This is a genomic window from Streptosporangium vulgare, from assembly GCF_042428775.1.
GTDB classification, from domain to species: domain Bacteria; phylum Actinomycetota; class Actinomycetes; order Streptosporangiales; family Streptosporangiaceae; genus Streptosporangium; species Streptosporangium vulgare.
On the sequence record NZ_JBHMBS010000012.1, the window covers coordinates 79,125 to 104,612 of the forward strand.

Annotated in this window: 22 protein-coding genes; 12 read left to right on the top strand and 10 right to left on the bottom strand. The window is 67.8% G+C overall.

Annotated features, from left to right (window positions below):
- The first annotated feature begins 259 nt into the window (after positions 1–259).
- The 4 genes from ACFFRH_RS24700 to ACFFRH_RS24715 all read left to right on the top strand — a co-directional run bounded on the left by ACFFRH_RS24700 (position 260) and on the right by ACFFRH_RS24715 (position 6,387).
- Positions 260–718, top strand: a complete 459-nt coding sequence (locus tag ACFFRH_RS24700; RefSeq protein ID WP_386159855.1) for a hypothetical protein — start codon at positions 260–262, stop codon at positions 716–718.
- A gap of 10 nt (positions 719–728) precedes the next feature.
- Positions 729–3,260: an FxSxx-COOH system tetratricopeptide repeat protein gene (fxsT, locus tag ACFFRH_RS24705; RefSeq protein ID WP_344742836.1), complete on the top strand. Its 2,532-nt coding sequence runs from the start codon at positions 729–731 to the stop codon at positions 3,258–3,260.
- A gap of 173 nt (positions 3,261–3,433) precedes the next feature.
- Entirely contained in the window at positions 3,434–4,270 is an 837-nt protein-coding gene (locus ACFFRH_RS24710; protein WP_344742835.1) for an HAD family hydrolase, read from the top strand.
- A 758-nt stretch (positions 4,271–5,028) separates the two neighbouring features.
- Positions 5,029–6,387 (top strand): DnaJ C-terminal domain-containing protein, encoded by a 1,359-nt coding sequence (locus ACFFRH_RS24715; protein WP_386159858.1) that lies wholly within the window; start codon positions 5,029–5,031, stop codon positions 6,385–6,387.
- Between the two features lie 356 nt (positions 6,388–6,743).
- Here ACFFRH_RS24715 and ACFFRH_RS24720 read toward each other — a convergent pair whose 3' ends face one another.
- Positions 6,744–7,049, bottom strand: coding sequence for a hypothetical protein (locus ACFFRH_RS24720; protein WP_386159860.1), 306 nt, complete (start codon positions 7,047–7,049; stop codon positions 6,744–6,746).
- A gap of 87 nt (positions 7,050–7,136) precedes the next feature.
- On the opposite strand from ACFFRH_RS24720, the gene ACFFRH_RS24725 reads away from it, so the two are divergent.
- Positions 7,137–7,415 carry a GntR family transcriptional regulator gene (locus tag ACFFRH_RS24725; RefSeq protein ID WP_386159862.1) on the top strand — a complete coding sequence of 93 codons (279 nt, stop codon included), beginning with the start codon at positions 7,137–7,139 and terminating at the stop codon, positions 7,413–7,415.
- Between the two features lie 150 nt (positions 7,416–7,565).
- On the opposite strand, the gene ACFFRH_RS24730 is transcribed toward ACFFRH_RS24725, so the two are convergent.
- The 3 genes from ACFFRH_RS24730 to ACFFRH_RS24740 all read right to left on the bottom strand — a co-directional run bounded on the left by ACFFRH_RS24730 (position 7,566) and on the right by ACFFRH_RS24740 (position 11,175).
- Positions 7,566–8,954, bottom strand: a complete 1,389-nt coding sequence (locus ACFFRH_RS24730; protein WP_386159864.1) for a replication initiator — start codon at positions 8,952–8,954, stop codon at positions 7,566–7,568.
- Entirely contained in the window at positions 8,951–9,154 is a 204-nt protein-coding gene (locus ACFFRH_RS24735; RefSeq protein ID WP_386159866.1) for a hypothetical protein, read from the bottom strand. The genes ACFFRH_RS24730 and ACFFRH_RS24735 overlap by 4 nt, the downstream gene beginning before the upstream one ends.
- A gap of 521 nt (positions 9,155–9,675) precedes the next feature.
- Entirely contained in the window at positions 9,676–11,175 is a 1,500-nt protein-coding gene (locus tag ACFFRH_RS24740) for a recombinase family protein (protein WP_386159868.1), read from the bottom strand.
- A gap of 33 nt (positions 11,176–11,208) precedes the next feature.
- On the opposite strand from ACFFRH_RS24740, the gene ACFFRH_RS24745 reads away from it, so the two are divergent.
- A complete protein-coding gene (locus ACFFRH_RS24745) occupies positions 11,209–11,535 on the top strand; it encodes a hypothetical protein (RefSeq protein ID WP_386159870.1) in 327 nt (108 codons plus the stop codon).
- Here ACFFRH_RS24745 and ACFFRH_RS24750 read toward each other — a convergent pair.
- The gene (locus tag ACFFRH_RS24750; RefSeq protein WP_386159872.1) at positions 11,520–12,026 is read right to left on the bottom strand and encodes a winged helix-turn-helix transcriptional regulator; all 507 of its coding nucleotides are present in this window, start codon (positions 12,024–12,026) and stop codon (positions 11,520–11,522) included. The two genes, ACFFRH_RS24745 and ACFFRH_RS24750, sit on opposite strands and share 16 nt — an antisense overlap.
- Before the next feature lie 60 nt (positions 12,027–12,086).
- On the opposite strand from ACFFRH_RS24750, the gene ACFFRH_RS24755 reads away from it, so the two are divergent.
- The gene (locus tag ACFFRH_RS24755) at positions 12,087–12,698 is read left to right on the top strand and encodes a dihydrofolate reductase family protein (protein WP_386159874.1); all 612 of its coding nucleotides are present in this window, start codon (positions 12,087–12,089) and stop codon (positions 12,696–12,698) included.
- Positions 12,699–12,906: 208 nt separating this feature from the next.
- On the opposite strand, the gene ACFFRH_RS24760 is transcribed toward ACFFRH_RS24755, so the two are convergent.
- The 5 genes from ACFFRH_RS24760 to ACFFRH_RS24780 all read right to left on the bottom strand — a co-directional run bounded on the left by ACFFRH_RS24760 (position 12,907) and on the right by ACFFRH_RS24780 (position 19,866).
- The gene (locus ACFFRH_RS24760) at positions 12,907–14,622 is read right to left on the bottom strand and encodes a glycoside hydrolase family 43 protein (RefSeq protein WP_386159876.1); all 1,716 of its coding nucleotides are present in this window, start codon (positions 14,620–14,622) and stop codon (positions 12,907–12,909) included.
- A gap of 656 nt (positions 14,623–15,278) precedes the next feature.
- A complete protein-coding gene (locus ACFFRH_RS24765; protein WP_386159878.1) occupies positions 15,279–16,685 on the bottom strand; it encodes a glycoside hydrolase family 5 protein in 1,407 nt (468 codons plus the stop codon).
- A gap of 69 nt (positions 16,686–16,754) precedes the next feature.
- A complete protein-coding gene (locus ACFFRH_RS24770) occupies positions 16,755–17,579 on the bottom strand; it encodes a carbohydrate ABC transporter permease (RefSeq protein WP_386159880.1) in 825 nt (274 codons plus the stop codon).
- The gene (locus ACFFRH_RS24775) at positions 17,576–18,502 is read right to left on the bottom strand and encodes a carbohydrate ABC transporter permease (RefSeq protein ID WP_386159882.1); all 927 of its coding nucleotides are present in this window, start codon (positions 18,500–18,502) and stop codon (positions 17,576–17,578) included. The genes ACFFRH_RS24770 and ACFFRH_RS24775 overlap by 4 nt, the downstream gene beginning before the upstream one ends.
- Before the next feature lie 65 nt (positions 18,503–18,567).
- Positions 18,568–19,866, bottom strand: coding sequence for an extracellular solute-binding protein (locus tag ACFFRH_RS24780; protein ID WP_386159884.1), 1,299 nt, complete (start codon positions 19,864–19,866; stop codon positions 18,568–18,570).
- 174 nt (positions 19,867–20,040) lie between these two features.
- Between ACFFRH_RS24780 and ACFFRH_RS24785 the strand changes: the two genes are divergently transcribed.
- The 5 genes from ACFFRH_RS24785 (at position 20,041) to ACFFRH_RS24805 (ending at position 25,422) form a co-directional block, all read left to right on the top strand.
- Positions 20,041–21,051, top strand: a complete 1,011-nt coding sequence (locus ACFFRH_RS24785; protein WP_386159886.1) for a LacI family DNA-binding transcriptional regulator — start codon at positions 20,041–20,043, stop codon at positions 21,049–21,051.
- 236 nt (positions 21,052–21,287) lie between these two features.
- Entirely contained in the window at positions 21,288–22,559 is a 1,272-nt protein-coding gene (locus tag ACFFRH_RS24790) for a glycoside hydrolase family 30 protein (protein WP_344747565.1), read from the top strand.
- Between the two features lie 130 nt (positions 22,560–22,689).
- Complete coding sequence (locus tag ACFFRH_RS24795) at positions 22,690–23,721, top strand: Gfo/Idh/MocA family protein (protein ID WP_344747564.1); 1,032 nt, start codon at positions 22,690–22,692, stop codon at positions 23,719–23,721.
- Positions 23,712–24,551: a DUF6807 domain-containing protein gene (locus ACFFRH_RS24800; RefSeq protein WP_344747562.1), complete on the top strand. Its 840-nt coding sequence runs from the start codon at positions 23,712–23,714 to the stop codon at positions 24,549–24,551. Before ACFFRH_RS24795 ends, ACFFRH_RS24800 begins: the two co-directional genes overlap by 10 nt.
- 175 nt (positions 24,552–24,726) lie before the next feature.
- Complete coding sequence (locus ACFFRH_RS24805) at positions 24,727–25,422, top strand: cupin domain-containing protein (RefSeq protein WP_344747561.1); 696 nt, start codon at positions 24,727–24,729, stop codon at positions 25,420–25,422.
- The last annotated feature ends 66 nt before the right edge of the window (positions 25,423–25,488 follow it).

Genomic DNA, 25,488 nt, shown 5'->3' on the forward strand with positions numbered 1-25,488 from the left:
AAGCCCGGCCGTGCAGGCAGGACAATCAGCGGGGGAGGAAGGTCACCGGGAGGCATGTACACGCAAGGCCAGGCTTGATCCTCCGTCCCCGGCCTGCTGCCGCTTCGCGATGGGTCGACGGCGTACGAGGTGATCAGGACAGAGAACATGTGCGGGACCGCACCAAGGGCTGAAAGGTGTCGAAGCGATGGATGTAACGATCCTCATGATTTTCCAGGAGTAACCATCTGAACTTTGGCGTGCGGTTCATCATGGGGCCATGACGCGCAGGTGGCGGGTAGCGGGCGGGATAACGACAGGGCTCGCTCTAGTCGTGCTGGGAGTGCTGTTGTTCAAGGTCGGCCTCGATGATGCCGACAAGTGGGCCAGTGTGCTCGGTGTATTTGCGACGCTGTTCGGCCTGGGCATCTCCGGGTACAGCGCAGTGCTCAGCCGCCGTGCTCTGCAGTCCGGCCCGCCAGTCACAGGAGTGCAAGCGACGGCGTCCGGGACGCGGTCGATCGCGGCGCAGACCATCTCCGGGACCGTCTCCACCGGTGACACTGCGCCCAGAGGCCCAACCGAGAAGAACCCGATAGGCAACGCTCCGCAGACCACTCCCGCGCCCGCCGCCGAGGTGGTTCAGGTGACGGTGACGGCGTCCGGAACGCGGTCGATCGCGGCGCAAACCATCTCCGGGACCGTCTCCACCGGAGACGACACCACAAGCGACCGCTGAGAGCCGCCCGATGGGGGACATGATGCCGCAGCGTCGTACGGGGATCGAGGCGTCGGGCGACAGGTCGGTGGCCGCCGAGCAGATCCGTGGAGTGGTGACCACGGGGGACTGCTCACCGGTGGACAACCGAGTGATCCAGCTGGAGTCGGGAACGCTGCGGGCTCCGGCCGAGGTGCACTTGGCGGCAGCGTTGACGAACTTGCCCGATGGGCCTGCCGCGGTGTTCGTGGGACGCGAGAGTGTGCTGGCCCGGCTCGGCCGCGAGCTATCCAGAGACCGGGCGCGGGTGGTCATTGGCCAGGTGATCCACGGCCTGGGCGGCGTCGGCAAGACCGAGCTGGCCCGCCAGTACGCCACTGTCGGCCGGGACTGCTACCGGCTGAGGTGGTGGATCACCGCCGAGAGCGCCGAGCAGGTCCAAGCTGGGCTAACCGCGCTGGCCGAGCGGCTTCACCCGCCGACGGCGCTGGTCCTGACCGGGGAGCAGGCGGCCGACTGGGCTCGGGGATGGCTGCAGGCCCACGAGGGTTGGCTGCTGGTGCTCGACAACGTCGAAGACCCAGCGCAGGTGCGGGATCTGCTGGGCCAGCTCCACACCGGGCACATCCTGGTTACCACGCGTCGCCTAGCGCGCTGGCCCGTCGGCGTCCAGCCGATCCCTCTGGAGGTATTGGATGAGCACGCAGCGGTCGAGCTGATCGCCAGGGTCGGCGAGCGGGACCGGCCTGAAGACCGGCCCGCCATCAAGGAGATTGCCGCGGAACTGGGGCATCTGCCGCTGGCGCTGGAGCAAGCTGGCGCCTACATCCGCGAGTCTCGCATCAGTCCCGATTCGTACCTGTCGCTGCTGGCTGCCCATCCCGCGCACATGTACGCCGCATCCCCCGAAGAGGGAGACGCCGAGCGCACCATTGCCCGGCTCTGGCGCGCTCATCTGGAGGCCGTCGGCAGGCGCAACCCCTACGCAGTGCAACTGCTACGTGTGCTGGCCTGCTACGCCCCCAACGACATCCCTCGCGACATCCTGGACGCTGGCGGTGACCGGCCCATGGTGCTAGACGCGCTGCGGCTACTGCACTCCTACAGCCTCATCACCCTGACCGAGGACACCGTGGCAGTTCACCGGCTCGTCCAGGCCGTGGTCGCGGCCGAGGACGAGACCGGGGCGGCTCCGGAGGAGGACTCCGCTCCGGACCTGGCGCTGACCTGGCTGACCGATGTCTGGGTGGCTTCGGCGGAGTTGCCTCCGGCCGAGCGGCGCATGCGGCGGCGCTCACTGAGCCCGCATGCGGAGATCTTGATCCGCCGTCACCGGATCAGCACCGAGTCCCAGCAGGAGAACGTCCAAGTATTCCGTGAAGCCGCCGACCACGAGCGGGAGGAAGGAAACTACCATCGCACCCACGTATTCGCATCTTATGTTCTGGCCATTTGTAGAGCCGCTCTAGGTGAGGAGCATCCGGCCACGTTGATCGGCCGGAGCAATCTAACGCTTGTACTGGGGCAGTTGGGGCGGTGGGCCGAGGCGGAGGCGGAGCATCGGGCGGTGCTGGAGGTGCAGCGCCGGGTGTTGGATGAGGAGCACCCGGACACATTGATCAACCGGGGAAATCTGGCGCTCGTGCTGGGGTGGTTGGGGCGGTGGGCCGAGGCGCAGGTGGAGCATCGGGCGGTGCTGGAGACTCGGCGCCAGGTGTTGGGTGAGGAGCACCCGGACACATTGACCAGCCGGAACAACCTGGCGCTCGTATTGGGGCAGTTGGGGCGGCTGGCCGAGGCGGAGGCGGAGCATCGGGCGGTGCTGGAGGTGCAGCGCCGGGTGTTGGGTGAGGAGCACCCGGACACATTGAGCAGCCGGAACAACCTGATGTTCGTGCTAGGGAAGCTGGGGCGGTGGGGCGAGGCGGAGGCGGAGCATCGGGCGGTGCTGGAGGTGCAGCGCCGGGTGTTGGGTGAGGAGCACCCGGACACATTGAGCAGCCGGAACAACCTGGCGTTTGTGTTGGGGCGGTTAGGGCGGCTGACCGAGGCGGAGGCGGAGCATCGGGCGGTGCTGGAGGTGCAGCGCCGGGTGTTGGGTGAGGAGCACCCGGACACATTGAGCAGCCGGAACAACCTGGCGTTTGTGTTGGGGCGGTTAGGGCGGCTGACCGAGGCGGAGGCAGAGTATCGGGCGGTGCTGGAGACTCGGCGCCAGGTGTTGGGTGAGGAGCACCCGGACACATTGACCAGCCGCGGAAATCTGGCGTTGGTGTTGGGGCGGTTGGGGCGGTGGGCCGAGGTTGAGGTGGAGCATCGGGCGGTGCTGGAGACTCGGCGCCGGGTGTTGGGTGAGGAGCACCCGGACACATTGACCGGCCGAAACAACCTGGCGGGCGTGCTTTGGGAACTGGGGCGGTGGGGCGAGGCGGAGGTGGAGCATCGGGCGGTGCTGGAGGCTCGGCGCCGGGTGTTGGGTGAGGAGCACCCGGACACATTGAGCAGCCGGAACAACCTAACATTCGTGTTGGGGCGGCTGGCTGAGGCCGAGGCATTGGAGTGATTTGTGGTGTCAATTCCCCGAAAACGTGGAGAACTGATGAGAATCGGACCGCAGGTAAGGCGCCATCCCATGATGTCGACCTAGGTTTCAGCCGCCGCCCCTGCTGAAATGCTGGTAGTCCTCAGCTCGTAGCACGGGTGATCTATTGGCAGGGGCCCACATAGGGTGTCATCGTGCAACAGCTCGCGCTCTTTGACCTGGATAACACGCTCGTGAATCTGGACGAGGCGTTCCAGACGTGGGCTGCAGAGTTCGCCGACGGGTACGGTCTTGGATGCGAGGCGGTTAACTGGCTACTCGCTCTCGACCAGGCGGGTTATCCGCATCATGAGGTCTTCTTCGCCAAGGTTCGCGAGTATTTCACTCTCACCGAGTCGGTCGAGGAGTTGTGGGGCCGCTACCGCCGGCGCATGCCGTACCTGGTGCGCTGTCAGCCCGAGATGATGGACGGCCTAGCTCGACTGCGTGCGTTAGGCTGGAAGGTGGCTATCGTCACCAACGGGACGGCGGACAATCAGCTCGGCAAGATTCAGCGGACAGGACTGGCCGAGGCCGTCGACGCCTACGCGCTGTCCGGGCTCGAAGGCATCCGCAAGCCTGATGCTTGCCTGTTCGAGATCGCCGCCAAGCGTTGCGGCATGGTCCTTGCCGATGGGGGATGGATGGTCGGCGACCACCTGGTGTCCGATATCGGTGGGGACGGGCGGCCGGCCTTCGCACGGCCTGGGTCGATCGGGGACGTCGCCCGGCCAGGAACACGAGGCGGACCACGTTGTCACGGACGTGCTGCAGGCGGTTCGCTGACCAGTTCGGAAGCGAGGGAGACTCAAACGTCGATCTTGCTAACGCGACTGCCAACAACAGCGCTGGACGTCCATGGACAATCGTGGACTGAGGAACCTCATGAAGCCCGCCCGAGCAGGCTCGGAAGACAACCGTGGACGGTCCTGGACGATCGTGTTCTAACTCGTAATGAAGGGTCTTCAGCGCTCTTAGTAATCCCTCTATAGCGAGTGCGGCGCCTCAGGGGAAGTCGATGATGTCTGATCTCGAAAAGTGATTGCGATGACGAGCGTCGTCGTAACCAGTAGGTGCCATCGGATCATCGTGACCATGCCTAAGAGGTGCTCGCCGCCCACAACGCCGATAACCGCCACGAACCACTCAAAGATGGTCAAAACGAAAAGCGCACCGGCTCCCAGGACGACACGGTGCCACTTCTAGCTCGCGGCAATGCCGCCGGTCGCTGCGGTCAAGGCGATGAGCATGATCAACACGCTGTCTACATCGGCCTTTTGGGACGAGGCTCCAGGGGTGTTTCCGGTGTCGCACCTTAACGGCACCCCAGGAGGCCTATCGCCCGTATCCGGTTAGCTATGCTTCATGGTTTCCCAGAGGATCTGAAAGATGATCCAGAGGGCGAGTTTGACTACTTCGAGGAAGGTGCGAATCCGCCAGTACAGAGCGGCGCGCCTATGATCGTCTTGTCCAACGGGGGTAAATTTGATCATGAATATATCCTCGTTCTTCCGGACAGCAGAGGGTGGCCGGGCGCCCTACGCCGAGGTTGGCTAGCTCGGTGCAACTCCAGAAGACTCCGCAGGACGCGATGTCCGGTAGTTAGATGGACGCATTCACCCCAACTGATGACGGATCAAGCAAGCGCTCGGACAGGTTGCAATCGTGATGGGACAACCATCTGTTGACAACTGCCCACTGGTCGTACGCTGGGGGACACGATCGGACAGCGGCGGACAGGGGCTGAAGCGTGAACGAGGCGCCATACACCCAAGATTTAGAAGAGTCACTGGCCGCGGCGAATACCTGCGAGAGCCTCGCCACGGTGTTACGTCAGCTACATGCTCGGGCTGATAACCCGTCGCTGCGGACGTTAGAGCGATGGGCAGCTAATAGGCCGGGGGCTGCAACGCTATCGAAGTCCACAGTCGCCGATATGCTTAAAGGGCGCCGATTTCCTAAGAAAACTGTGCTAATCACTTTTGTACAAGCATGTGGCGTCAATGAGGTGACACCTTGGCGGCTAGCCTGGGAGCGGATTGCTGATTCTGAACACAATCGCTCTGATACCCAGACACCCAGACTGGAGCGACTGCGCGAAGAGGTTTTAACCGAGGCTCATCAGCAGGCCAATACGATTATCATCGAGGCCAAGAATATGGCCAATCAGATTGTTACTGATGCCCATGCGCGCGCAGCTGATATAATTAAAAAAGCCCAGAATGCCACTTATCGTGCCGCTTCTCCAAAGGAAGTGCCATGGAAGGGCGAACAAGCACCAAGGCTCGGGAAGAGTCTTGTCTCGGAGGATAAGGGAACGCCAAGTTCCAATGAATCGTCCCTGCCCCTCCTTAATCGCCGCGATGTAAACATAGCCACCGTCGCCAGACCTCGTCGCGGCAAAGACCTTGAATTCGAAGTTCTACTAACCTTGAACGAGGCAGTCGAGGGCATCACACTGTCGCTCCAGCTTCCAAAGACAGACTTATGTGCCCTTTGCAGTGGCATTGGAGCAAGAGTCGGTACCTTACCTAGAATTTGCCCAATGTGCGTGATTCGCAGAACGACTGATCGCAATCATGAGAGCTCTTCACCGTCTGATCGGTGCCAGGACTGCGGCGATCGAGGCTTCGTGATCAATTACCCATGCCCAGTGTGCGATGGTAGCGGTCGCGGCAAGACCGCCACTACTCGCACCATCCAGGCTCGGATTCCAGGAGGCATCGGCGATGGTCAACGAGCCCTACTGAGAGGACAAGGGGAACCTGGCGAAAGCGGCGGCCAAAACGGCGATCTTTACATTCTTGTGAAAATTACACGGCATGAGCGATTTGGCCGTCATGGAGACGATCTAACGATCACTATTCCAGTTACATCCAAAAAAGTCGAGCAAGGCGGAGAGATTGAAATTTTACCTTTCCATGGCGGCTTAATCACCCTGCGCATTCCAGCGGGAACTCCGAACGGCCGCACGTTTCAGGTTCGGGGTCACGGCCTACCTCGCAAGGATGGCACCAGGGGGGATTTGCTCGTAACTATCGATACAGGCAAGCCGCTGAAGCCCACTGACTTGTTGGATGAGGCCAGACGTCGAGATTTGCAAACATAGCGCCTAGAAGCCTCTTTCAAGAAGATACCACGCCTCTCCTGTATCTTACATTGCAGCTAAGCGGCTACGTCATAGGCATCAATCCTGACAACAATATCCTTAAGCAGACTTACCCCAACTACCGCATACCCCTCTGAGCACGTTTTCTGGCATTCAACTAAAACGACCGGTATCCATAAAAAGCGGACAGCAATTCACCATATATGCCGAGAGTGGATATAAGAAAATGCCACGTGGCCCGGTCGCAGCTTCGAGAGCTTTAAAAATGGGGATGGACTAGGGGCCATACGGTCAACCATTGGCACCGTAGTAGGCGTGGCGGCGCCGTCCCTCCGGTCCCACGCCGCCACGCCCGTCTATCGGACCCGTCCCGACAGCAGAGCCGTCCAGGTGAGCCGTGCCTCGCTGATCGACCAGCGGCAGGTCTCGAAGATCTGCGGCTTGCCGTCGAGCTGTACTGTCCGGCGGATGAACGCTTGTCCCCCGCCCTCGCACAGCTCGTAGAGCGTTGCTCGGCATGCACAGGTCCAGGCCACCGGCCGTGCACGAGCAAGCGTGCGGTACGGCGGTCGCCAGTCCAGGCGCACATGATCCCGTTGGGCCATGGCCACATGAGGACTCATGCACTGGTCGAGCAGCAGGTGTGCGTTCTGCTCGGCCATGAGCACACCATAAACCATCCACGCCATAGCGCGCTATAGCGCACCTAGCGCGCTGTCCATCGCCATGGCGCGCAGTAGCTCCCTACGGTGATCACCGTGGTGGAGTTGAAGGCGAACCAGCCCAGGTGGCGACAGGTACACGCGATCATCGCGGAGCGCATCCGCTCTGGTGAGTACAAGGCGGGTGAACGCATCCCGTCTCTTCTCGATCTCGTCGACGAGTTCGGCATCGCCAACGCCACCGGCCAGAAGGTCATGCGCGCTCTTCGTACTGACGGCCTGATTCGCACCGAGCCCGGCATGGGCAGCTTCGTGACCACACCGGAGGAGCGCCAGGAGTCCGCGCCCACCGACAAGACCGAGTAGGTGAGCTTCACGGTGTCCTTGCCCTGATCTGAGCCAGCGTCGGCAATGGGCTGACGGTCGTGGTGTCGCCGGCCGAACTCGCTTCGCGAGCCCTTCGGGTGCCTGCGGCATTCCGCCGGCCACACCACTCGGCGCAGGGACACCTCGTCACTAATCCTTCTCGCGGGCGATCCGGCGAGAGGCGGCGATGCCCTGCCTGGCGAGTTCGGCCCAGAACGGTTCTCCGTGCCGATGGCCGCTACCGCCGTACGTCCACTCGGAGACCGTGAGCGTGTTGCCCTCGTCAGGATCAGGCAGGCCCAGAAGCATCCGAGCCCGTACGGCGCGATAATCGGCACGCGTCTGGCGCAGTGCTCCCAGGGTCGTGGAGTAGTGACGGCTCTTGGATGAGAAGTGGCCACGGTACCCCAGCATGTGGGACCAATGGCGGAGAGGAAGGTCCCGGTACTCCGGAAGGTCGTCGAGGAGAAGACAGGTGTAGATCATGCGCCGGGCGTGTTCGGTGACGTCCAGGTTCCGGACCTCCCACATGTGGCGGACGGGACGGTCAACGGTTCCGGCCGACTCCGCGCCCTTGGTGGCGTACTTGGCCACATAGGAGGCCACGCGGCGGTCGCTCACGCCGTCGAGGTCGGCGGAGACGTAGACCGGGCGCACATCGAGTTGGTCGCCCCATCGCAGCGACACGGGACGCTCGCCATGCACGGGAATGACGACCTGGTAAGCCGCCTGGCGGATGGCCTCATCCAGCAGCGGGACGGTCGCCCAGTCCGGCGGGTGGTCAGCCGGGCCGTCCGGGCCGTCGAGGCGGATCACGGCATGGAAGTGAACCAGGCCGCGCGCCTGATATTCGGCGACCTTGGCGTACGAGAGCCGGAGCATGCTCCGCAGGTCGGTACGGCTGATGCCGAGCAGCCGTGTGAAGACGGACGGGACGGTCTTGGTGAACTCCCGCCAGAGCCGACCCGCGTGGGCGTTCCACAGCACCGCGCCTTCATAGTCATAGCAACTCATGCAGAGGGGTTGTCCGACCTGGGGGTCGTCACGGTCATGGCGGGCACCGCAGCCCTCGGGACGCCCGTGCTCACAGACGGGGAGGTCGCGCCGGGGACGACACGGCAGGGTCTTGCCGTCCTTCTCCCGGTGGCCGTGGACCGCGCCGAAGGAGGGGGCGGTGAAGGTGGCGAACACGCGAGGGTGAGCGCTGACGTCCTCGGGAACGCCCTTGCCGCCGCGCAGGCCGGAAATGATCAGGTGGTAGGTGTCGTCCTTGTAGGTCGCCGAGCAGGCAGGGCAGCGCGACGCGCGCCGGTTGCCGCACGCGGTCAGCAGGAAGCCGGTCGGTTCGTCGGCGGTCCGGTAGACGTCCAGGACCTCACCCGTTCCGGCGTCCACGGTGATGCGTTCACCGTGGAGCCGGACGGGCTGGGCACAACCGCCGGTGGCGTACAGCATGCGCTGCCACCGTCCGAAGTCCGGCATGGCCGCGCGCTCCATGGCGGCGAGCACATCGGAGGAAAAGGACGGAACCTCTCTCACGCGGCGTTCTCCTTCTTCTCGGTCTCCTTGCGTCGTGATGCGGTGGCACGAGCTGTCTCCGTCTCCTCGACGAACTCGATGCCGTGGATGACGGCGATGCGTCGCCATCGATCAGCGGACCACCGGGGCGAGTCGGCGATCATGCGCTCGCACCACTCCTCGGCGAGCGCGACGTACGGCCCCATTTCTTTGGGAACCAAACAGCTCCTTTCCTCGCAGGGAGCCGCCGCTCATGTCCGGGAAAAGGCGCGCACCATCGCCAGGCATGCGGAAGTCGTATGCCTGGTGAGCGGTGGTGCTTATCAGCGAGAGCTCGGAGTGTTAAGGGTTGCGCGACTGATGAGCAGCGAGCGATGCCGGTGGTGCTGGCCTACCGCTGGCCGGGTCTCTCCAGCGGAACGGCGTGTGGTGGTCGGGTGCCCGGTGGCTTTCTTCGCTCGTGCCTGTCGCGGCTGGTTTCTCGCTGTCTTCCCGGAAATGACGGGGCTTTTGGTATCTCTCTTTGTACCACCGGGGCGACGAAATCATGCGGGCGTAAATTCCGCCTGCCGCGTCCCCTCAGACGTCCCAGGACGTCCACTGACGTACGGTGGCGTCCCATGGCGTCCAGCCGCATACGGCTGCATATGATCATCGACGACGAGAAGTAAGGGAGCTGTCGCCTCTGGGTAAGGCGAGCAGCTCCCTTGGTCGTCGAGGACGTCCTGAGACGTCTTCTCCGTCACTCGCGCCAGATCGGTTCGAGGAGGTCGGGGTTGAAGGGGGCGCGGCCGCCGCCTCTCGGATGGACGATGACCGCGTGCAGGGCATCGGTGATGTGGGCGCGCTTGCTGGACAGCGGTAGTCCGCCGTCCTCCTCGGGCAGGTACCAGCGTCGCCGGATCTCCTCCATGCCCAGCGACGCCCGAGCCTGCCGAACCTCCGCCGAGGCCGCGCGCTTGGCCCTGTCCGCCCGCAGGCGTGCCATGGTCGCCTCCAGCTCCGGGGCGACCCGGAAGTACAGCTCCGCGCTGATCTCCTTGGTCCGCCACCGGCGGGTGAGCTCGTCGAGCTGTTGCACGGCGGTCTCCAGCTCCTCCTCCCCCGTCCACTCGGAGCCGTCCGCCGACTCGAAGAAGGTGGCCTCCTCCATCTTCTTCATCACCAGCTCGGAGATGAAGAAGTCGACCACGTCGCCCCGGCGGGAAATGCCACCGCAGCCGCCCGCAGCCTTGGACGAGCATGAATAGCTGTGGTACTCGATTCCCTGGCGGCGCATCGCCCGGAGCGGTTTGTTGCATATCCCGCCCTCCGAGGTCGGGCGCCCGCAGCGGAGAATGCCGGACAGAAGATACTGACGTTCTCTTTCCTGCGGAGAGACGAGCCTCACCACGCTGCCGTCGTTGTGGACGAGCCCGCCTTTCCTGGTGTCGATGATGGCCTGAACGGCGAGCCATTCCTCAGGGGTGAGGATCGGTTCCCACTTGCCGACGACCGGGTTTCCCTCACCGTCGCGCACGATCTCACCGTCCAGCCGACGCCACCCGCAGAGCCGGGGAGCCGACAGTACGGCTTTCAGGGTCACGCTCTGCCACTTGTTGCCCCGGGGCGTCTGCAGGTCGTTGCGCTGCCACTCCCGGGCGATGGAGTGCAGGGAACGCCCGGCGATGAAGTCACGGGCGGCCTGGCGCACCAGCGGCGCCTCCACCGGGTCCAGGGTCACCCGGTCGTCCTGCCAGCCGAACGGGCGAGCACCTCCCACCGGGGTCCCGCTCTCGGCACGTGCCCGGTGTGAGCGGCGCATCCGGCGCTGCATCTTGCGGACCTCCATCTTGGAGATCACCACACCGAACAGCCCCATGCTCTCGGTGTCCTCGCTGTAGAGGTTCTTGGTCTGCTTGGAGTCGGCGAAGACCAGGCCGTCGCGCTTGGTGAACGCCTCCACGAACCGCTCGTAGTCACCGGGCCGCCGGGCAAGGCGGTCGTCGGCCACGACCACCACTCCCCGGACCGGTGTGCCGTCGTCGAGCCTCCCGGCCCGCAGCGCCCGTACCATCGCCTCGAAGGCGTCGCGGACCACGTGCGCCTTCGCGGCGGACTTGTCGTTGTCGGTGAACTCGTGCACCACGGTCCAGCCGTGCCGGGCGGCGGTCTCCCGGTTCACCGCGTGCTGGTCCTGGACGCCGTGCTCGTCCTTCCTGCCGTCCACCGAGATCCGCGCGTACGACACAACCGGGATCATGAGCCCTCCTGTGGTGAATCACAGCCTTAACTCATGTTGTACTCGGAGAACATCGCGATCGGCCTGGAGCAGCCTGAGGTCAACACCCTGGTGACCGGCAAGTTCGTGCTGGAGGTGACCGAGGACGCCGAGCGCGACCGGCACCTGACGGTCACCGTCGAGCTGGCGCCGGGCCTGCGCGGTTCCGACGAAATGGCCCAGGCGATCGGCCGCTCCATCCTCGCCCAGCTGCGCCGCCTCAACAGCGAGTTCGCCAACTACGTGCCCCCGGCGAAGCAGCCCCCGGTCGTCCACCTCCGCGAGACGGGCGACCCCGACTACTTCCCGCCCGGCGCCAAACACCGCTACACCCGGGGCTGATCGGTGGTTGGGGCGGCCGCCGCGGCGTAGGCGGCGTCGAGGCGCTCGAACGGGCCTGGGCCGTCGTGCGGCTTCGGCGGGGCGCCGAGGTGGCGGACGCGGAGCTCGTCCATGAGCTCCTCGACGAACGCCGGCCCCTCGTCGCGCATGAGCTGCTGCCGGCTCCGGAGCTCGGCGCTGCCCGCGCACCAGTCGAGGCCCCAGTTGCCGAGGGCGTAGATGATCGGAAGAGTCTGGATACCTGCTTCGGTGAGGCTGTAGCGAGCGCGCTGCCCACGCGCCGCGGTGCCGCGGGTGAGGATCCCCGCGTCGACGAGCCGCACGAGGCGGTCGGCGAGGATGTTCGAGGCGATGCCCTCGATCGACCCGGTGAGCAGCACCCGGAAGTAGCGGCGGTCGCCGAAGATGACGTCGCGCAGCACGAGCAACGACCAGCGATCTCCGAGCACCTCGACGGTGGCGTTGATCGGGCACCCGGACCGTGGTTCCACAGTTCCTCCTTGACAGGTGTTTCGCCCTCACTATAGTAGTTGCAAAACGCAATCACTACGGTGGAAGAGGAGATGATGGGCCACTTCGTATATTGGATGAACGTGTCCCTCGACCTGCGGATCGAGCAGGTCCCCGGCGACAACGGCGCGGGCGAGTGGCTGCGCATCGGCGAGGAGCTGCACCGCGAGTTCAACGCGCAGGCGCGGGCGCTCGCCCTGATGGTCCAGGGCCGGGTCATGTACGAGACGATGGAGGAGTACTGGCCACGGGCGCGCGAGGACACGTCGCTGCCGGACGTCATGCGTGAGTACGGCGAGATCTGGACCACCAAGCCCAAGGTGCTCGTCTCCCGCACCCGCCACAGCGCCGGCCACGACACCCGGATCATCGGCGGGGACGACGCGATCGAGCGACTCGCCGCCCTGCGCGCCGAGACCGACGGCGCCATCGGAGTCGGCGGCGCGGCGATCGCGACGCAGCTGCTCCGGGCCGGGCTGCTCGACGAGCTGCTGCTCTTCACCCACCCGGAGATCCTCGGCTTCGGCAGGCCGCTGTTCGACGACTACGACCTGCCGATCGAGCTCGACCTGCTCGAGCAGCGATCGTTCGAGCGGGGCGTCACGATGCATCGCTACACCGTCCGGGACGCCAAGAAGGCGAGCCCGTGCTGAAGCGGGTCGCGGACGGTGTGCCGGTCCACGAGGGCGAGTTCTGCCGGAGCGACGCCGTTGTCGTGCGGGGCCGCGATGGCGTGTCGCTCATCGACCCCGGGGTGCACGGCGACGAGCCGACCCACCTCGCGAACGACCTGTCAGATCCGGGCCAGACCGTCGCAGCGGGCCTCTCGACGCATCCGCACCGGGCCCGGATGTCGACGGGTCACCCCGGGAGCGGCAGATACTCGAACCAGTCGAAGGCCGCCGTGTTGGTGCTCGGGTCGCCGTTGGAGGAGGCGTAGAGGCCGATCATGGTGCCGGTGAAGCCTCCGGCGACGGTGGAGCTGAGGACCCGGCCGTCCACCGGGGCCTCGAGGTCGGTCCACTCGCCGGGGCGCAGCGCGTAGCGGGCCTGGTAGTCCTGGCCGTGGGCCTCCACGCCCAGCCACAGCGGGCCGGACGGGACGGCGTCCGCGCGGCCCAGGAGGGTGTCCGTGCCGCCGGACCTGCGGGTGAGTTCCAGGCCGTGCGCGGTGAGGACGAGCGTGATGTGGAAGTCGTCGTTCTGGAACAGGACGAGCCCGGCACACTCCTTGCCCCGCGGGCGGAACTCCAGCATCGTGTGGGCCGCGAAGGCGAGGTGCTGCTGCCGCCGGGCGACCAGGCTGGGCGCGGCCCGCTCGCGCAGGGTCTGCGGTCGCAGCCGCAGGGTGAGGCGGCTGTCGGCCAGGCTCCAGTACGGTTCGCGGGGCGTGCGCAGGTGGTTCCAGACCGGCGCGAGGCGCGGGGCGTCGAAGTGGTCGCAGGCGGGGGTGGCGGGCCAGCGGCGCGCGGGCGCCGAGGGGGCCTGCGCGTACGGTTCCACCTGGTCGAAGACCGGCCAGTCGTCCTCCCAGCGGACACGGGTGAGGAAGGTCTCGCGGCCCAGGTTGTAGCCCTTGGAGGCGCGGACGGCGGCCGTCGTGAGCTGGTCGCCGGCGGATCCACCACGGTCGCCGGCGGATTCACCACGGGAGCCGGCCGATCCGTTGTGGGAGCGGGCGTCGGAGGAGCCTTCGGGGGAGAGACCGTCGAGGGAACCCACGGAAGCAGAGGAGACGGGGGAAGCGGGGGAAGGGCCGTCGGCCGGAGCGGGGAGAGCGCCGTAGGGGCGGGTGGCGAGGAGGACCGACCACCACTCGCCCTGCGCGTTCTGGACCAGGTCGGGGTGGCCGACGCTGGTGATGGGATGGCGCAGCCCGAGGTGGCGGTGGGTGAGAACGGGGTTGCGCGGGTTGCCCGCGTAGGGGCCGGTGATCCGCTCTGCTCTGGCGACCATGACCGCGTGGTCCTCGGCGGTGCCGCCCTCCGAGGTGAGCAGGTAGTAGTGGGCGCCGATCCGGTAGAGGTGCGGGCCCTCGCACCAGACGCCGCCGCGCTGTGCCGCCTCCCAGATCACGTGCTCCTCGCCGAGCAGCTTGAGCGTGGCCGGGTCGAACTCGCGCAGCCAGATCTCGTTGTCGCCGTCGTGGCGCGCGGCCTCTCTCGGCCGGGTGCCGGTCATCCAGGCGCGGCCGTCGTCGTCGAAGAACAGCGAGGGGTCGAAGCCCCGGGTCTCGGGAAACCACACCGGGTCGCTCCACGGCCCGGCCGGGTCGGTCGCGGTGACCAGGAAGTTGCCCGGCTCGTCCATCAATGTGGTGATCATGTAGAAGACACCCTCGTGGTGCCGGATGGTGGGGGCGTAGATACCGCCCGAGGGCCGTACGCCGTCCAGGTCGAGCTGGGACGGCCGGTCCAGGACGTGGCCGAGCTGCCGCCAGTGCACGAGGTCGCGGCTGTGGAAGATCGGGACCCCGGGAAACCACTCGAAGGACGAGGTGACGAGGTAGTGGTCCGCGCCCACCCGGCACACCGAGGGGTCGGGGTGGAAACCGGGGATGACGGGGTTGGCGTACACGAGACTCCCTTGGTGTCCGGGTCTTCCTTCGCCCCGCGTGTCCGGGCCTTCCTTCGAACCTGATGTCCGGGCCTTCCTTCGGCCTCGATGTGTCCAAGGCTTCCTTCGGAAGGTCCCGCGACCCGGGGCCGGGCCGGTGTGGGCGGGAGTGTCAGGGATCCGCCCTGCTTCTTCGAGCGTCACGAAGGTTCCCCGGGACAGGTGACCTCCGAACACGGATCTCCGGAAGGGTGCCGGGCCCACCCCCCTGAAGGCCCGGCCCGGCACCCCCCCGAAAGCCAGGCCCTGCCCCCTGGGGGAAGGCGGACCTGGCGCTCTGGCGGTCGTGTTCACTTGGTGAGCCGGAGCACCGCCGCCGCGACGTGCCGGTGCGGCTCCCCCGGCCTTGTCGTTCCAGGTCGCTCCGGCCAGGTCGTTCCAGGTCACGCGGGCCGGATCGCCCCGGGTCGCTTCGGTCGGGCCGTTCCGGGTCGCGGCGGCCGTGCGGACGGCGTCCGGGACGTCGCCGGCCCGGACGTCGTCGGCCCGGACGTCGTCGGCCCGGACGTCGAAGCCGGGCGCGGCGTTCTCCCGGGCGGCCGGGAGGCGCGCGCCCTTCCCGGGCTCCTCGGCCCGGGCTCCTCGGCCGGGACGGGCGGGTGGGAGCGGGACGGGTGTCAGGCGTCGCCGACCGGGTCCCCGGCGCGAGAACCCTCGCCGCGCAGGTTCTCGGCGAGCAGGTCGAGCAGCGGCTGCCGCCGGACGCAGCGGGCCAGGGCGAAGGAGTCGGCCAAAGCGGTCAGTTCCTCGTCGGAGCAGCCGCGCAGCAGCTCCGCGTACTCGGGCAGGAGCGCCTGCGCGATGAGGATGTGCCGGATCAGGTCGTCGGTCTGGTAGCGGGCGCCCCACGGGTAGGGGTTCCAGGACGGGAACTCGGTCTCCATCAGCCGGTGCAGCGGGGCCAGGTCGCTCGCCGCCTCCTCCATCGTCGAGCCCCACCGGTCGGCGCCCAGCCGTCCCTTCTTCGCGATGAAGTCACCGAACCGGCTCATGTACGGCTCGCCCGCGCTGACCAGGCCCTGCAGCCCGACGTCCTTGTATGTCCACAGCGACCAGCCGGCCTCGTACGAGTCGAAGATCTCCAGCTGGTCGCTGAGGATCCGGTAGCGCTGCCGGTCGATCTCCGGGTCGCCGGTGTAGACGGGCCCGAACTCGCCGACCCAGATGGGGGTGCCCGTCTCGCGCTGGAAGGCGGTCCGCCGCTCGAAGGCGAGCTCCAGCTGGGTCCGGTCCACCCACTCGCCGCGGGTGTGGCCGGGGTAGGGGCCGCCGTGCGCGAACCCGGCCAGGGCGTAGTCGTGGCAGACGAAGACCGTGTTCTCGTACACCTCGCGGAAGATCGAGAAGTCGGTGGAGTAGGTGTTGCCGTCCAGGAAGAGCACGTGGCGCGGGTCGACCGCGCGGACGGCCTTGACCAGGCGGTCGTAGAAGGGGCCGACGACCCGCCCGCTCTGGTCGCCCGGCTCGTTGATCGGGTTGTATCCGGCCACCCAGGGGTTGTTCCGGTAGCGGTCGGCCACCACCTCCCACAGGTGGACGGCGCGGTCCTGGAAGTGCCGGTGCTGCCAGAACGCGGCGACGTGGGTGGGGTTGTCGGAATGCCAGTGCTGGTTCTGCGCGCCGGGCAGGGCGTGCAGGTCGATGACGCTGTGGATGCCGTGCTCGGCGAGCAGGCCGATCACCCGGTCCAGGTGGCGGAAGCCGTGCTCGACGATCTCGAAGGGGCGGTCGTCGGACTCCAGGTGGCGGTAGTTGATCGGGATGCGGACGCAGTTGACGCCGAGCCCGGCGAGCAGCGCGGCGTCGTCCGCGCCGAAGAACGAGGTGAGCAGCCGGTCGAAGAACATCTCGGCCCGGTCCTCCCCCAGCACCTCCCGGACGGCCTCGCGCATCGCGGACTCGTTGGCCGGGTAGCCGGTGATGAAGTTCTCCATGTTCAGCCAGCCCCCGAGGCCCACTCCACGCAGCCGTACCGGGGTGCCGGCCGAATCGACGAGACGGGATCCGGCGACACTCAGGGTCATGGTGTCTCACTCTCTACGAATCGACCTATGCGAATACGACGGTCTCTCCGCACCGCGGCGGAATCCGGGTCAGCCCTTGGTGGCACCGGCGGTGAGGCCGCTGATGAGCTGGCGCTCGGCGACGGAGTAGAAGGCCAGGGCGGGGACCATCGCGACGATGACGTAGGCCAGGACCCTGGCGATGTCCGTCATGTACTCCCCTTGGAACTGCTGTACGCCGAGCGGCAGGGTCCACAGGCCGGGGTCGTTGAAGACCACCAGCGGCAGGAAGAAGTTGTTCCAGCTCGCCACGATCGCCAGCACCGAGACGGTGGCCAGGGCGGGCTTGGCGATCGGCAGCAGCACCCGCCAGAAGAAGCCGAAGGGGGTGCAGCCGTCGATGATGGCGGCCTCCTCGATCTCCCGGGGGATGGACCGGAAGAACGTCCGCAGAATGATCACGGTGAGCGGAAGGCCGAACGCGGCCTGCGGCAGGATCACCCCGAGCGGGTTGTCCAGCAGGCCGAACGTGCGCAGCAGGACGAACAGCGGCAGGATCGCCACCGCGAACGGGAACATCAGCCCGATGGCGAACAGCGTGAACAGGAACTCCCGGCCCCGGAAGGCGAACCGGGCGAAGGCGAAGGCGGCCATCGCCGACAGCCCCACGACCAGCACGGTGGTCGCGACCGCGATGAACAGGCTGTTGAGGAGCTGGCGCCAGAACGCGCCGGAGACGATCACGTCGGTGTAGTTGTCGGTGACCCACGGGGAGGGCAGGCCCAGCGGGTTGGTCGACATCTGGCCGGAGGTCTTGAAACCGCCGAGCAGCCCGTACAGGAAGGGGATGACGATGAAGACGGCCGCCACCCAGATGACCGCGTGGATCGGGAACGTGCGGAGCCGGGCGATCATCGGCGGTCCCCCATGGTGGTGCTGGCCCCCTCCAGGTCCCGGCGCAGGACGAACCGCTGGTAACCGAGGGCGAAGACGAGGCTGATGACGAACATGACGACGCTGATCGCGCTGGAGTAGCCGATCTGGGACCGTTTGAAGCCGTACTCGAACATGCTGACGGCCATGGTCTCCGAGGCGTGCGAGGGGCCGCCGCCGGTGAGGATCCAGACCAGGTCGAAGAGCTGGATCGTGCCGATGACGGACAGGAACGCGCTGACCCGGATGGTGGGTCCGAGCAGCGGCAGGGTGACGTGGCGGAACACGTTCCAGCCGCCGGCGCCGTCGATCCTGGCCGCCTCGCTCAGCTCCTTGGGGATGCCCTGCAGCCCGGCCAGATAGATGATCATGTGGAACCCGAAGTACTTCCAGGTGATCACCAGGAACAGCGAGAACATCACGGTGTCGGGCTCGGACAGCCAGGTCCAGGGCTCCATCCCCCAGGAGACCAGCAGCTGGTTGGCCAGGCCCGTATCGGGCGACAGGATCATCGAGAACAGCACGCCGATGATCGCCTCGGAGAGCATGTACGGCGCGAAGAACAGCAGCCGGTAGAAGGCCCGCCCGCGGATCCGCTGGTTCAGCATCACCGCCAGGCCCAGCGAGAGCGGCAGCTGCACCAGCAGGCCCAGCACGATCAGGATGCCGCCGTTGCGCAGGTCCCCGGCGAAGATGTCGCTCTGGAAGAGCCGGGTGAAGTTGTCCAGGCCGATGAAGTTGCTCGGCGGGCCGATGCCGTTCCACTTGAAGAGGCTGGTGTAGCCGGCCACCAGGATCGGCAGCAGCACCAGGAGGGCGAACAGGATCAGCGCGGGGAGCACGAACAGGATCGCGGTGATCCAGCCTCGGCCTCGGCGGGGGCCACCGTCCCGCCCCCGCCTCACGGCGGGCCGCTCGGGGTGAGGGGCCGGACGTGCGTCCGGCCCTGTCATCGTCGTCATCCGGGCGGCTACTCCGACTCCGACTTGGCCGTCTCGGTGATGGCCTGGACGACCTCCTCCGGCGTCTTGGTGCCTCCGATCAGCTCGGCCACGACGTCGTTGACCTCCTGGCCGACGGCCGGGGGGTACTCCTGGTCGAGGTAGAGCTGGAAGCCGCTCGCGGCAGCCAGGGTCTCGGAGACCGTCTTGATGTGGGGGTCGGTGACGGCGTCCTCCTCACCCTGCTTGAGCACGGGCAGGACGCCTCCGGCCTTCACGGCCTTGCTGTGGTTCTCCGGCTTGAGCGCGAACTTCAGGAAGTCCAGCGCGGCGGGCGGGGCGTTGACGCTCACGGCGAGGCCGCCACCGCCGCCGAACGCGTCGCCCGCGGCGCCCTTGCCCCCCTCCACTGCGGGGAAGGGGAAGAAGCCGAGGTCGTCGCCGAGGCCCTTGCCGGAGTCCTTCTGCACGGACGGGGCCCACTGGCCCATCAGCTCCATGGCGGCCTTGCCGTTCGACACGTTCGCGGCCTGGCCGTCGGGGGTGGAGTAGTCGGCGCCCAGGAAGCCCTTCTGGAACGGCTGCAGGTCGACGAGTTCCTTGAGTTTCTGCCCGGCGGTGACGAAGTCGGGCCCGGTGAAGTCGTTGGTGGTGCCGGCCTGCTTGAGCGCGTCCAGCCCGGCCACCCGCATCGCCAGGTAGGCCCAGTAGTAGTGGCCGGGCCACTTGGCCTTGCCCGCGAGGGCGATCGGGGTGGTCCCGCTCGCCTTCAGCTTCTTGACCGCTTCCAGGTACTCGGTCCAGGTGGCGGGCGGGGTGGTGATGCCGGCCTTCTTGAACAGCGCCTTGTTGTACCAGAAGCCGACCATGCCGATGTCGGTGGGCAGCCCGTAGGTCTTGCCGTCGAACTGGTAGGCGGCCAGGGCCGCCGGGGTGATGCCGCCGATGGTGTCGGCCGCGTCGGCCGACAGGTCCTTCACCAGGCCGGCCTCGATGTGCTGCTTCAGCACGCCGCCGCCCCAGGTGGAATAGAGGTCGGGTGCCTTGCCCGATTGGGTGAGCGTGGCGAGCTTCGGCTTGTAGGAGTCGTTCTCGATGGAGATGTTCTTGATCGTGACGTTCGGGTGGGCCGCTTGGTATTCCTTGATGGTATTGGCCCAGAACGTCTTGAGGGGGTCCGCCGTCGCCAGGTTCCAGAACTCGAAGGTGACCTTCTCCGAGCCGGTGCTCGCGCCTGCCTGGGCCCCCTCGCCGTCTCCGCTCGTGCTGCAGGATCCGAGAAGCAGAGCGGATGCCGCCAGAGCCACCACGCCTCGCCGACTCAGCATGGATATCCCCTTTCGGGAGTTAGCCTGAAATTTTCATATATTCCCCGAATATTTCGTGATCCGGAGGATAGGTAAATTCGCGGTTACCCGTCAATAGCCCCGAGGTAGCGATCCCGGACGTCAGCGACCACCACCCTGGGGATCCTCCGAAAGGTTTCAGTTAGTATTCGCCGCATGCCAAGCAAGCCGCGCGTGACGATCGCTCTGATCGCCGAGGAGGCCGGGGTCTCCGCGCCCACGGTCTCGAAAGTCATCAACGGGCGGCCCGAGGTCGCGTCCGAGACCAGGCAGCGGATCGAGCATCTGCTGCACAAACACGGCTACCGGCGCAGGACCGGCCAGGCCGACGCCCCCGTCGGCCTGGTCGACCTGGTCTTCACCGAGATCGAGAGCCCGTGGGCGATGGAGCTGGTGCGCGGCGTGGAGACCGCGGCCCGCGAGGTCGACGCCGGGGTGGTCGTCTCGGTCCTGCACAGCCACGCGGGACCCGGCAGGGACTGGGTGGAACGGATCGCCGCCCGGCGCACCGACGGGGCCATCCTGGTCGGCTCGCGGATCAGCGCCGACCAGCACGGCCAGCTGGCCGCGAGGTCCATCCCGTTCGTGGTGGTGGACCCGGACGGCGAGCCGCCGCCCGGGGTCGCCTCGGTCGGCGCCACCAACTGGAACGGCGGCCTGGCCGCCACCCGCCACCTGCTGGAGCTGGGCCACCGCAGGATCGGCATGATCGGCGGCCCCGCCGACATGCTGTGCAGCCGGGCCCGCGTCGACGGCTACCGGGCGGCGCTGGAGACCGCGGGGATCGCGGTGGACACGGCGCTCATCAGGTACGGCGACTTCCTGGTCGGCTCGGGCCGCGACCACGGCCATTCCCTGCTGTCCCTGGAGGAGCCGCCCACCGCGATCTTCGCGGGCAGCGACATGCAGGCGTTCGGCGTCTTCGAGGCGGCCAGGCAGCGCGGCCTGCGGGTCCCCGACGACCTGTCCGTGGTGGGCTTCGACGACCTGCCGCTGGCACGTTCCGCGTGGCCTCCGCTGACCACCGTGCGCCAGCCGCTCCAGGAGATGGCGGCGCTGGCCACCCGGATGGTGCTCGGCCTCGACCGCGGCGGCCACGAGCCCCGGCGGGTGGAGCTCGCCACCGACCTCCTCGTCCGGGAGAGCACCGCCCGGCTGCCGGGCTGACCCGCCCTGTTCGGCGACCCCGCTTGACGACCCCGTCCCACCCCTTGACCGGCTGTTGACTGCCGCTCCCGAAACATTTACGGTACTTGACACGAAATGTCTCGGTAATCTTGTGAAACTTTCGGAAAGCGGGTTTCCGCATGTCTCGATGTCACAGGGCACTGCTGGCACCGGTCCTCGTACTTCCCCTCCTCGGGTTCAGTCCTGCCACTATGGAAAGCGCTTCCCCTATTCAGGTGGAACACCACGGTGTTCTTCAGCGGATCGACGGCTTCGGTTTCTCGCAGGCGTTCCGGCGCAACGAGCTGGTCCGCGCGCTGCCCGCCGCCAAGCAGCGGGAGATCCTCGACCTGTGGCTCAGCCCGGAGAAGGGGGCTGGACTCAGCATCCTGCGCCTGGGCATCGGCTCCTCCCCCGCGGGCAGCCCGTACGACCTGATGACCTCCATCCAGCCCGAGGACCCCGGCGGGCCGACCGCGCCGCCCAAGTACGTCTGGGACGGCGACGACGGCGGGCAGGTCTGGCTGGCCAAGGAGGCCAAACGCTACGGCGTGACCCGCTTCTACGCCGACGCCTGGAGCGCCCCCGGCTACATGAAGGACAACGGCTCCGACAGCAACGGCGGCACACTGCTGCCCGCGTGGCGGCAGGCGTACGCGAACTACCTCGTCCAGTACGCGAAGTTCTACGCCAAAGAGGGCATCAGGATCACCGACATCGGGTTCACCAACGAGCCCGACCTCACCGTCTCGTACGCCTCGATGCGGTTCACCCCCAAGGAGGCCGCCGAGTTCGTCAAGGTGCTCGGCCCCACCGCGGCCCGTACCGGGCTCAAGGTGGTCTGCTGCGACGCCGCCGGCTGGGCCCAGCAGCGCGAGTACACCGCGGCCATCGAGGCCGACCCCGTCGCGCGGCGGTGGGTCGCCACGCACGCCGGGCATCCCTACGTCAGCCCGGTGGACGGCCCGCTGCCCACCGACCGGCCCGTGTGGATGTCGGAGTGGTCGCCCAACGGGACCACCTGGAACGAGGCGTGGGACGACGGCAGCGGCTACGACGGCTTCGCGGTCGCCCAGCAGATCCACGACTCGCTCACCCTGGGCAAGGCGAACGGCTACGTCTTCTGGTTCGGCGCCTCGCGCGGCACCACCCGGGGACTGATCCAGATCGACGAGGCCACCGCGACCTACCGCGTCTCCAAGCGGCTGTGGGCGCTGGCCGCCTACAGCCGCTTCGTCCGGCCCGGCGCGGTCCGCCTCTCCGTCGCCTCGGCCGACCCCGCGCTGAAGGTCACCGCCTTCCGCAACACCGGGGGCTCGGAGGTCGTCGAGATCCTCAACACCGCCACCACCCCCGTCACCACCACGATCTCCACCCGGCCGGGCCGGGCCACCGCCTACCTGACCGACGCCGAGCACTCGCTCACCGCCACCCCGCTCCCGGGACTGAGATCCGGCAGGACCCTCACCCTCGCCCCCCGTTCCCTGACGACGGTGGTCGTACGGTGACGCACCCGCCCGCGGGCGGTCTCCAGGTCTCCGGTCGCGCATCGTGCTCCCCGCGACCGGAGGCCGGGAGCTCGCCCGAGTCACCCGAACCGCCCGGACCATCCGGGTCCATGACGGAAGGACGGTCCGGATGATCCGGGTGGCGGTCGTGGGCACCGGCGGCATCGCGGGGATCTGCCACCTGCCCGCGCTGCGCGCCCAGGCGCACCGGGCGCGGGTGGTGGCCGCCGTGGACGTGGACGAGGCCCGGGTCGGGGCGTTCTGCGCCGAGCACGCGATCCCGGAGGCGTACACCTCCCTGGAGGTGATGCTCGACGCCGAGCGGCCCGACCTCGTCCACCTGTGCACCCCGCCGCACCTGCACGCCGTCCAGGCGGTGACCTGCCTGAAGGCGGGCGCCTGGGTGTGGACGGAGAAACCCGCCTGCCTGTCGCTGGCCGAGTACGACCTGATCACGGCGGCCGAGGGGCCCGGATACGCCTCGGTCGTCTCCCAGCACCGGTTCGGCTCCGGCGCGCGGCACCTGCGCGCCCTCGCCCCCGAGCTGGGCCGCCCGCTCGTCGCGCTCTGCGTGACCACCTGGTACCGCGACCACGCCTACTTCGACGTGCCCTGGCGCGGCCGGTGGGAGACCGAGGGCGGCGGCCCCACGATGGGGCACGGCATCCACCAGATGGACCTGATGCTGTCGGTCCTCGGCGACTGGGCGGAGATCCGCGCGATGACCGGCACGCTGGACCGCCGGATCGAGACCGAGGACGTCTCGATGGCCGCCGTGCGCTTCGAGTCCGGCGCGATGGCCTCGGTGGTCAACAGCGTGCTGTCCCGGCGCGAGGAGAGCTACCTGCGCTTCGACTACACCGAGGCGACCGTGGAGCTGCGCCACCTGTACGGCTACCGCAACGCCGACTGGACCTCCACCTCGACGCGCTGGAACCCGCCCGAGGACCTGCCGAGCTCGCACGAGGCGCAGCTGGCGGAGCTGCTGGACGCCTACGAGCGCGGCGAGCGGCCGCCCATGAGCGGCCCCGAGGGGCGCCAGGCGCTGGAACTGATCACCGGCCTGTACGCGTCGGCGTTCACCGGCCGGCCCGTGCTCCGCTCCGACCTCACCCCCGGCCACCCCGCCTACCACAGCCTGGACGGACACGCATGGAGCTGACCCTCACCGAGCGCGGCGTCGAGATCCTGCGCTACGTCTACCGCCCGCGGACGCCGGTCTTCGAGTCGCCCAAGCCGTACTTCCACCCGATCAGGACCCTCGCCGGAGACGCGGTCAGCGCCTTCCGCCCGCACGACCACCGCTGGCACAAGGGCCTGCAGATGACCGTCTCCGACCTGTCGGGGCAGAACTTCTGGGGCGGCGGCAGCTACGTCCGCGAGGCCGCCGGCTACGTGGACCTGCCCAACAACGGGACCATGCGCCACGAGGAGTTCCTCTCCCCCGGCGTGGAGCGCCTCACCTGGCACACCCAGGGCGGCGAGCACTGGGTGGACGAGCTGAGGACCTTCGGGGTACGGGACGTGCTGGAGGACTCCTGGGCGCTGGAGCTGTCCACCGCGATCACCAACGTGCGCGGGGAGGACCTGGTCTTCGGCAGCCCCACCACCAACGGCCGCCCGATGGCCGGGTACTGCGGCCTGTTCTGGCGCGGGCCCCGCTCCTTCGAGCACGGGCAGGTGATCGCGGAGAGCGGCGAGGGGCCGGAGATGATGGGCGAGGAGTCGGCGTGGCTGGCCTACATCGGCCACCACGACGAGGTGGACCGCTCGTCCACCCTGCTGTTCCAGAGCGCGCGGCCCACCGTCTGGTTCGTCCGCACGACGCCGTTCGCGGCCGTCAACCCCTCCCTCGCGTTCCACCGCGAGCTGGTCCTGCCGCCCGGCGCGACGCTGCGCCTGAGCTACCGGGTGGTCGTGGCCACCGGCGCGTGGGACCGTCCCCGGCTGGAGGCGTACGTCAAGGAGCACCCCTGCCGGGAACCGGCGTGACCGGCCCGGCGGGACACCGCCGGTCCCGGGCCGCGTCCGGGACCGGCCGGCGGAGAGGTCCGGCCGGAACGCCCGGCGGAGAGGTTCGATCGGGTCCCTGCTGAAGTGGCTCGGCGGGATCGAGGCTCGGCTGAAGTGTTCGAAGGAAGATGTCCCGCAGGAGTGAGGAGCCCCCGTGTTCGGCACAGGCGTGAGCGATCTGACCGTCTACGACTGGCCCACCGAGGACGGCCTGCGCGGAGGTTCGCCCCACCTGCACACATTGTGCGCCGAGGCGTACACCGTGGTGGCCGGTTCCGGTAGCGTCCAGACCCTGACCTGGAACGGGTACGAGGAGACGTCGCTGGCTCCCGGCTCCGTCGTCCGGTTCACCCCCGGCACGGTCCACCGCCTGGTCAACGGCGGTGGCCTGCGCATCGTGGTCCTCATGCAGAACAGCGGCCTGCCCGAGGCGGGCGACGCCGTCCTGACCTTCCCCCCCGACGTCCTCGCCGACCCCGGCCGGTACGCCCGTGCGGCGCGCTCGGACCCGCGCGAGCGCCGCGACCTCGCCGTCGAGGGGTTCCTGCGGCTGCGCGCCGAGGGCCGTGCGGGCTTCGCCGCCTTCCTGGAGGCCGCCGCCGGGATCGTCGCCCCCCGCCTGGACGCCTTCGAGGCCCGCTGGCGCGACGGCCCGCTGCGCGCCGCCGAGACGACCGGCGCCCAGCTGGCGGCCCTGCGCGACGGCGACCTCACCCATCTGCGCGAGGCCGCGGTCGCCCGGGTGCCCGCCGTACCCCGCGACGGCATGTGCGGCCACCTGATGACCTACCCGGCGGACTTTCAGGATCTCCCGGACGGGGCCGGGCCTGGGAGACCCCGGGGGGCGTGACACCGGGCGGCGCGGCGGCGCGCGCCGCCCGGTGTCACGTGACGCCCGGGACCGGGAAATGTCGGT

Excerpts from the sequence above, each read along its gene's own strand:
- ACFFRH_RS24700 (WP_386159855.1), top strand. The coding sequence starts at position 260 with ATGACGCGCAGGTGGCGGGTAGCGGGCGGGATAACGACAGGGCTCGCT.
- fxsT (WP_344742836.1), top strand. The coding sequence starts at position 729 with ATGGGGGACATGATGCCGCAGCGTCGTACGGGGATCGAGGCGTCGGGC.
- ACFFRH_RS24720 (WP_386159860.1), bottom strand. The coding sequence starts at position 7,049 with ATGGCCGAGCAGAACGCACACCTGCTGCTCGACCAGTGCATGAGTCCT.
- ACFFRH_RS24740 (WP_386159868.1), bottom strand. The coding sequence starts at position 11,175 with ATGATCCCGGTTGTGTCGTACGCGCGGATCTCGGTGGACGGCAGGAAG.
- ACFFRH_RS24745 (WP_386159870.1), top strand. The coding sequence starts at position 11,209 with ATGTTGTACTCGGAGAACATCGCGATCGGCCTGGAGCAGCCTGAGGTC.
- ACFFRH_RS24765 (WP_386159878.1), bottom strand. The coding sequence starts at position 16,685 with ATGACCCTGAGTGTCGCCGGATCCCGTCTCGTCGATTCGGCCGGCACC.
- ACFFRH_RS24770 (WP_386159880.1), bottom strand. The coding sequence starts at position 17,579 with ATGATCGCCCGGCTCCGCACGTTCCCGATCCACGCGGTCATCTGGGTG.
- ACFFRH_RS24780 (WP_386159884.1), bottom strand. The coding sequence starts at position 19,866 with ATGCTGAGTCGGCGAGGCGTGGTGGCTCTGGCGGCATCCGCTCTGCTT.
- ACFFRH_RS24785 (WP_386159886.1), top strand. The coding sequence starts at position 20,041 with ATGCCAAGCAAGCCGCGCGTGACGATCGCTCTGATCGCCGAGGAGGCC.
- ACFFRH_RS24795 (WP_344747564.1), top strand. The coding sequence starts at position 22,690 with ATGATCCGGGTGGCGGTCGTGGGCACCGGCGGCATCGCGGGGATCTGC.
- ACFFRH_RS24800 (WP_344747562.1), top strand. The coding sequence starts at position 23,712 with ATGGAGCTGACCCTCACCGAGCGCGGCGTCGAGATCCTGCGCTACGTC.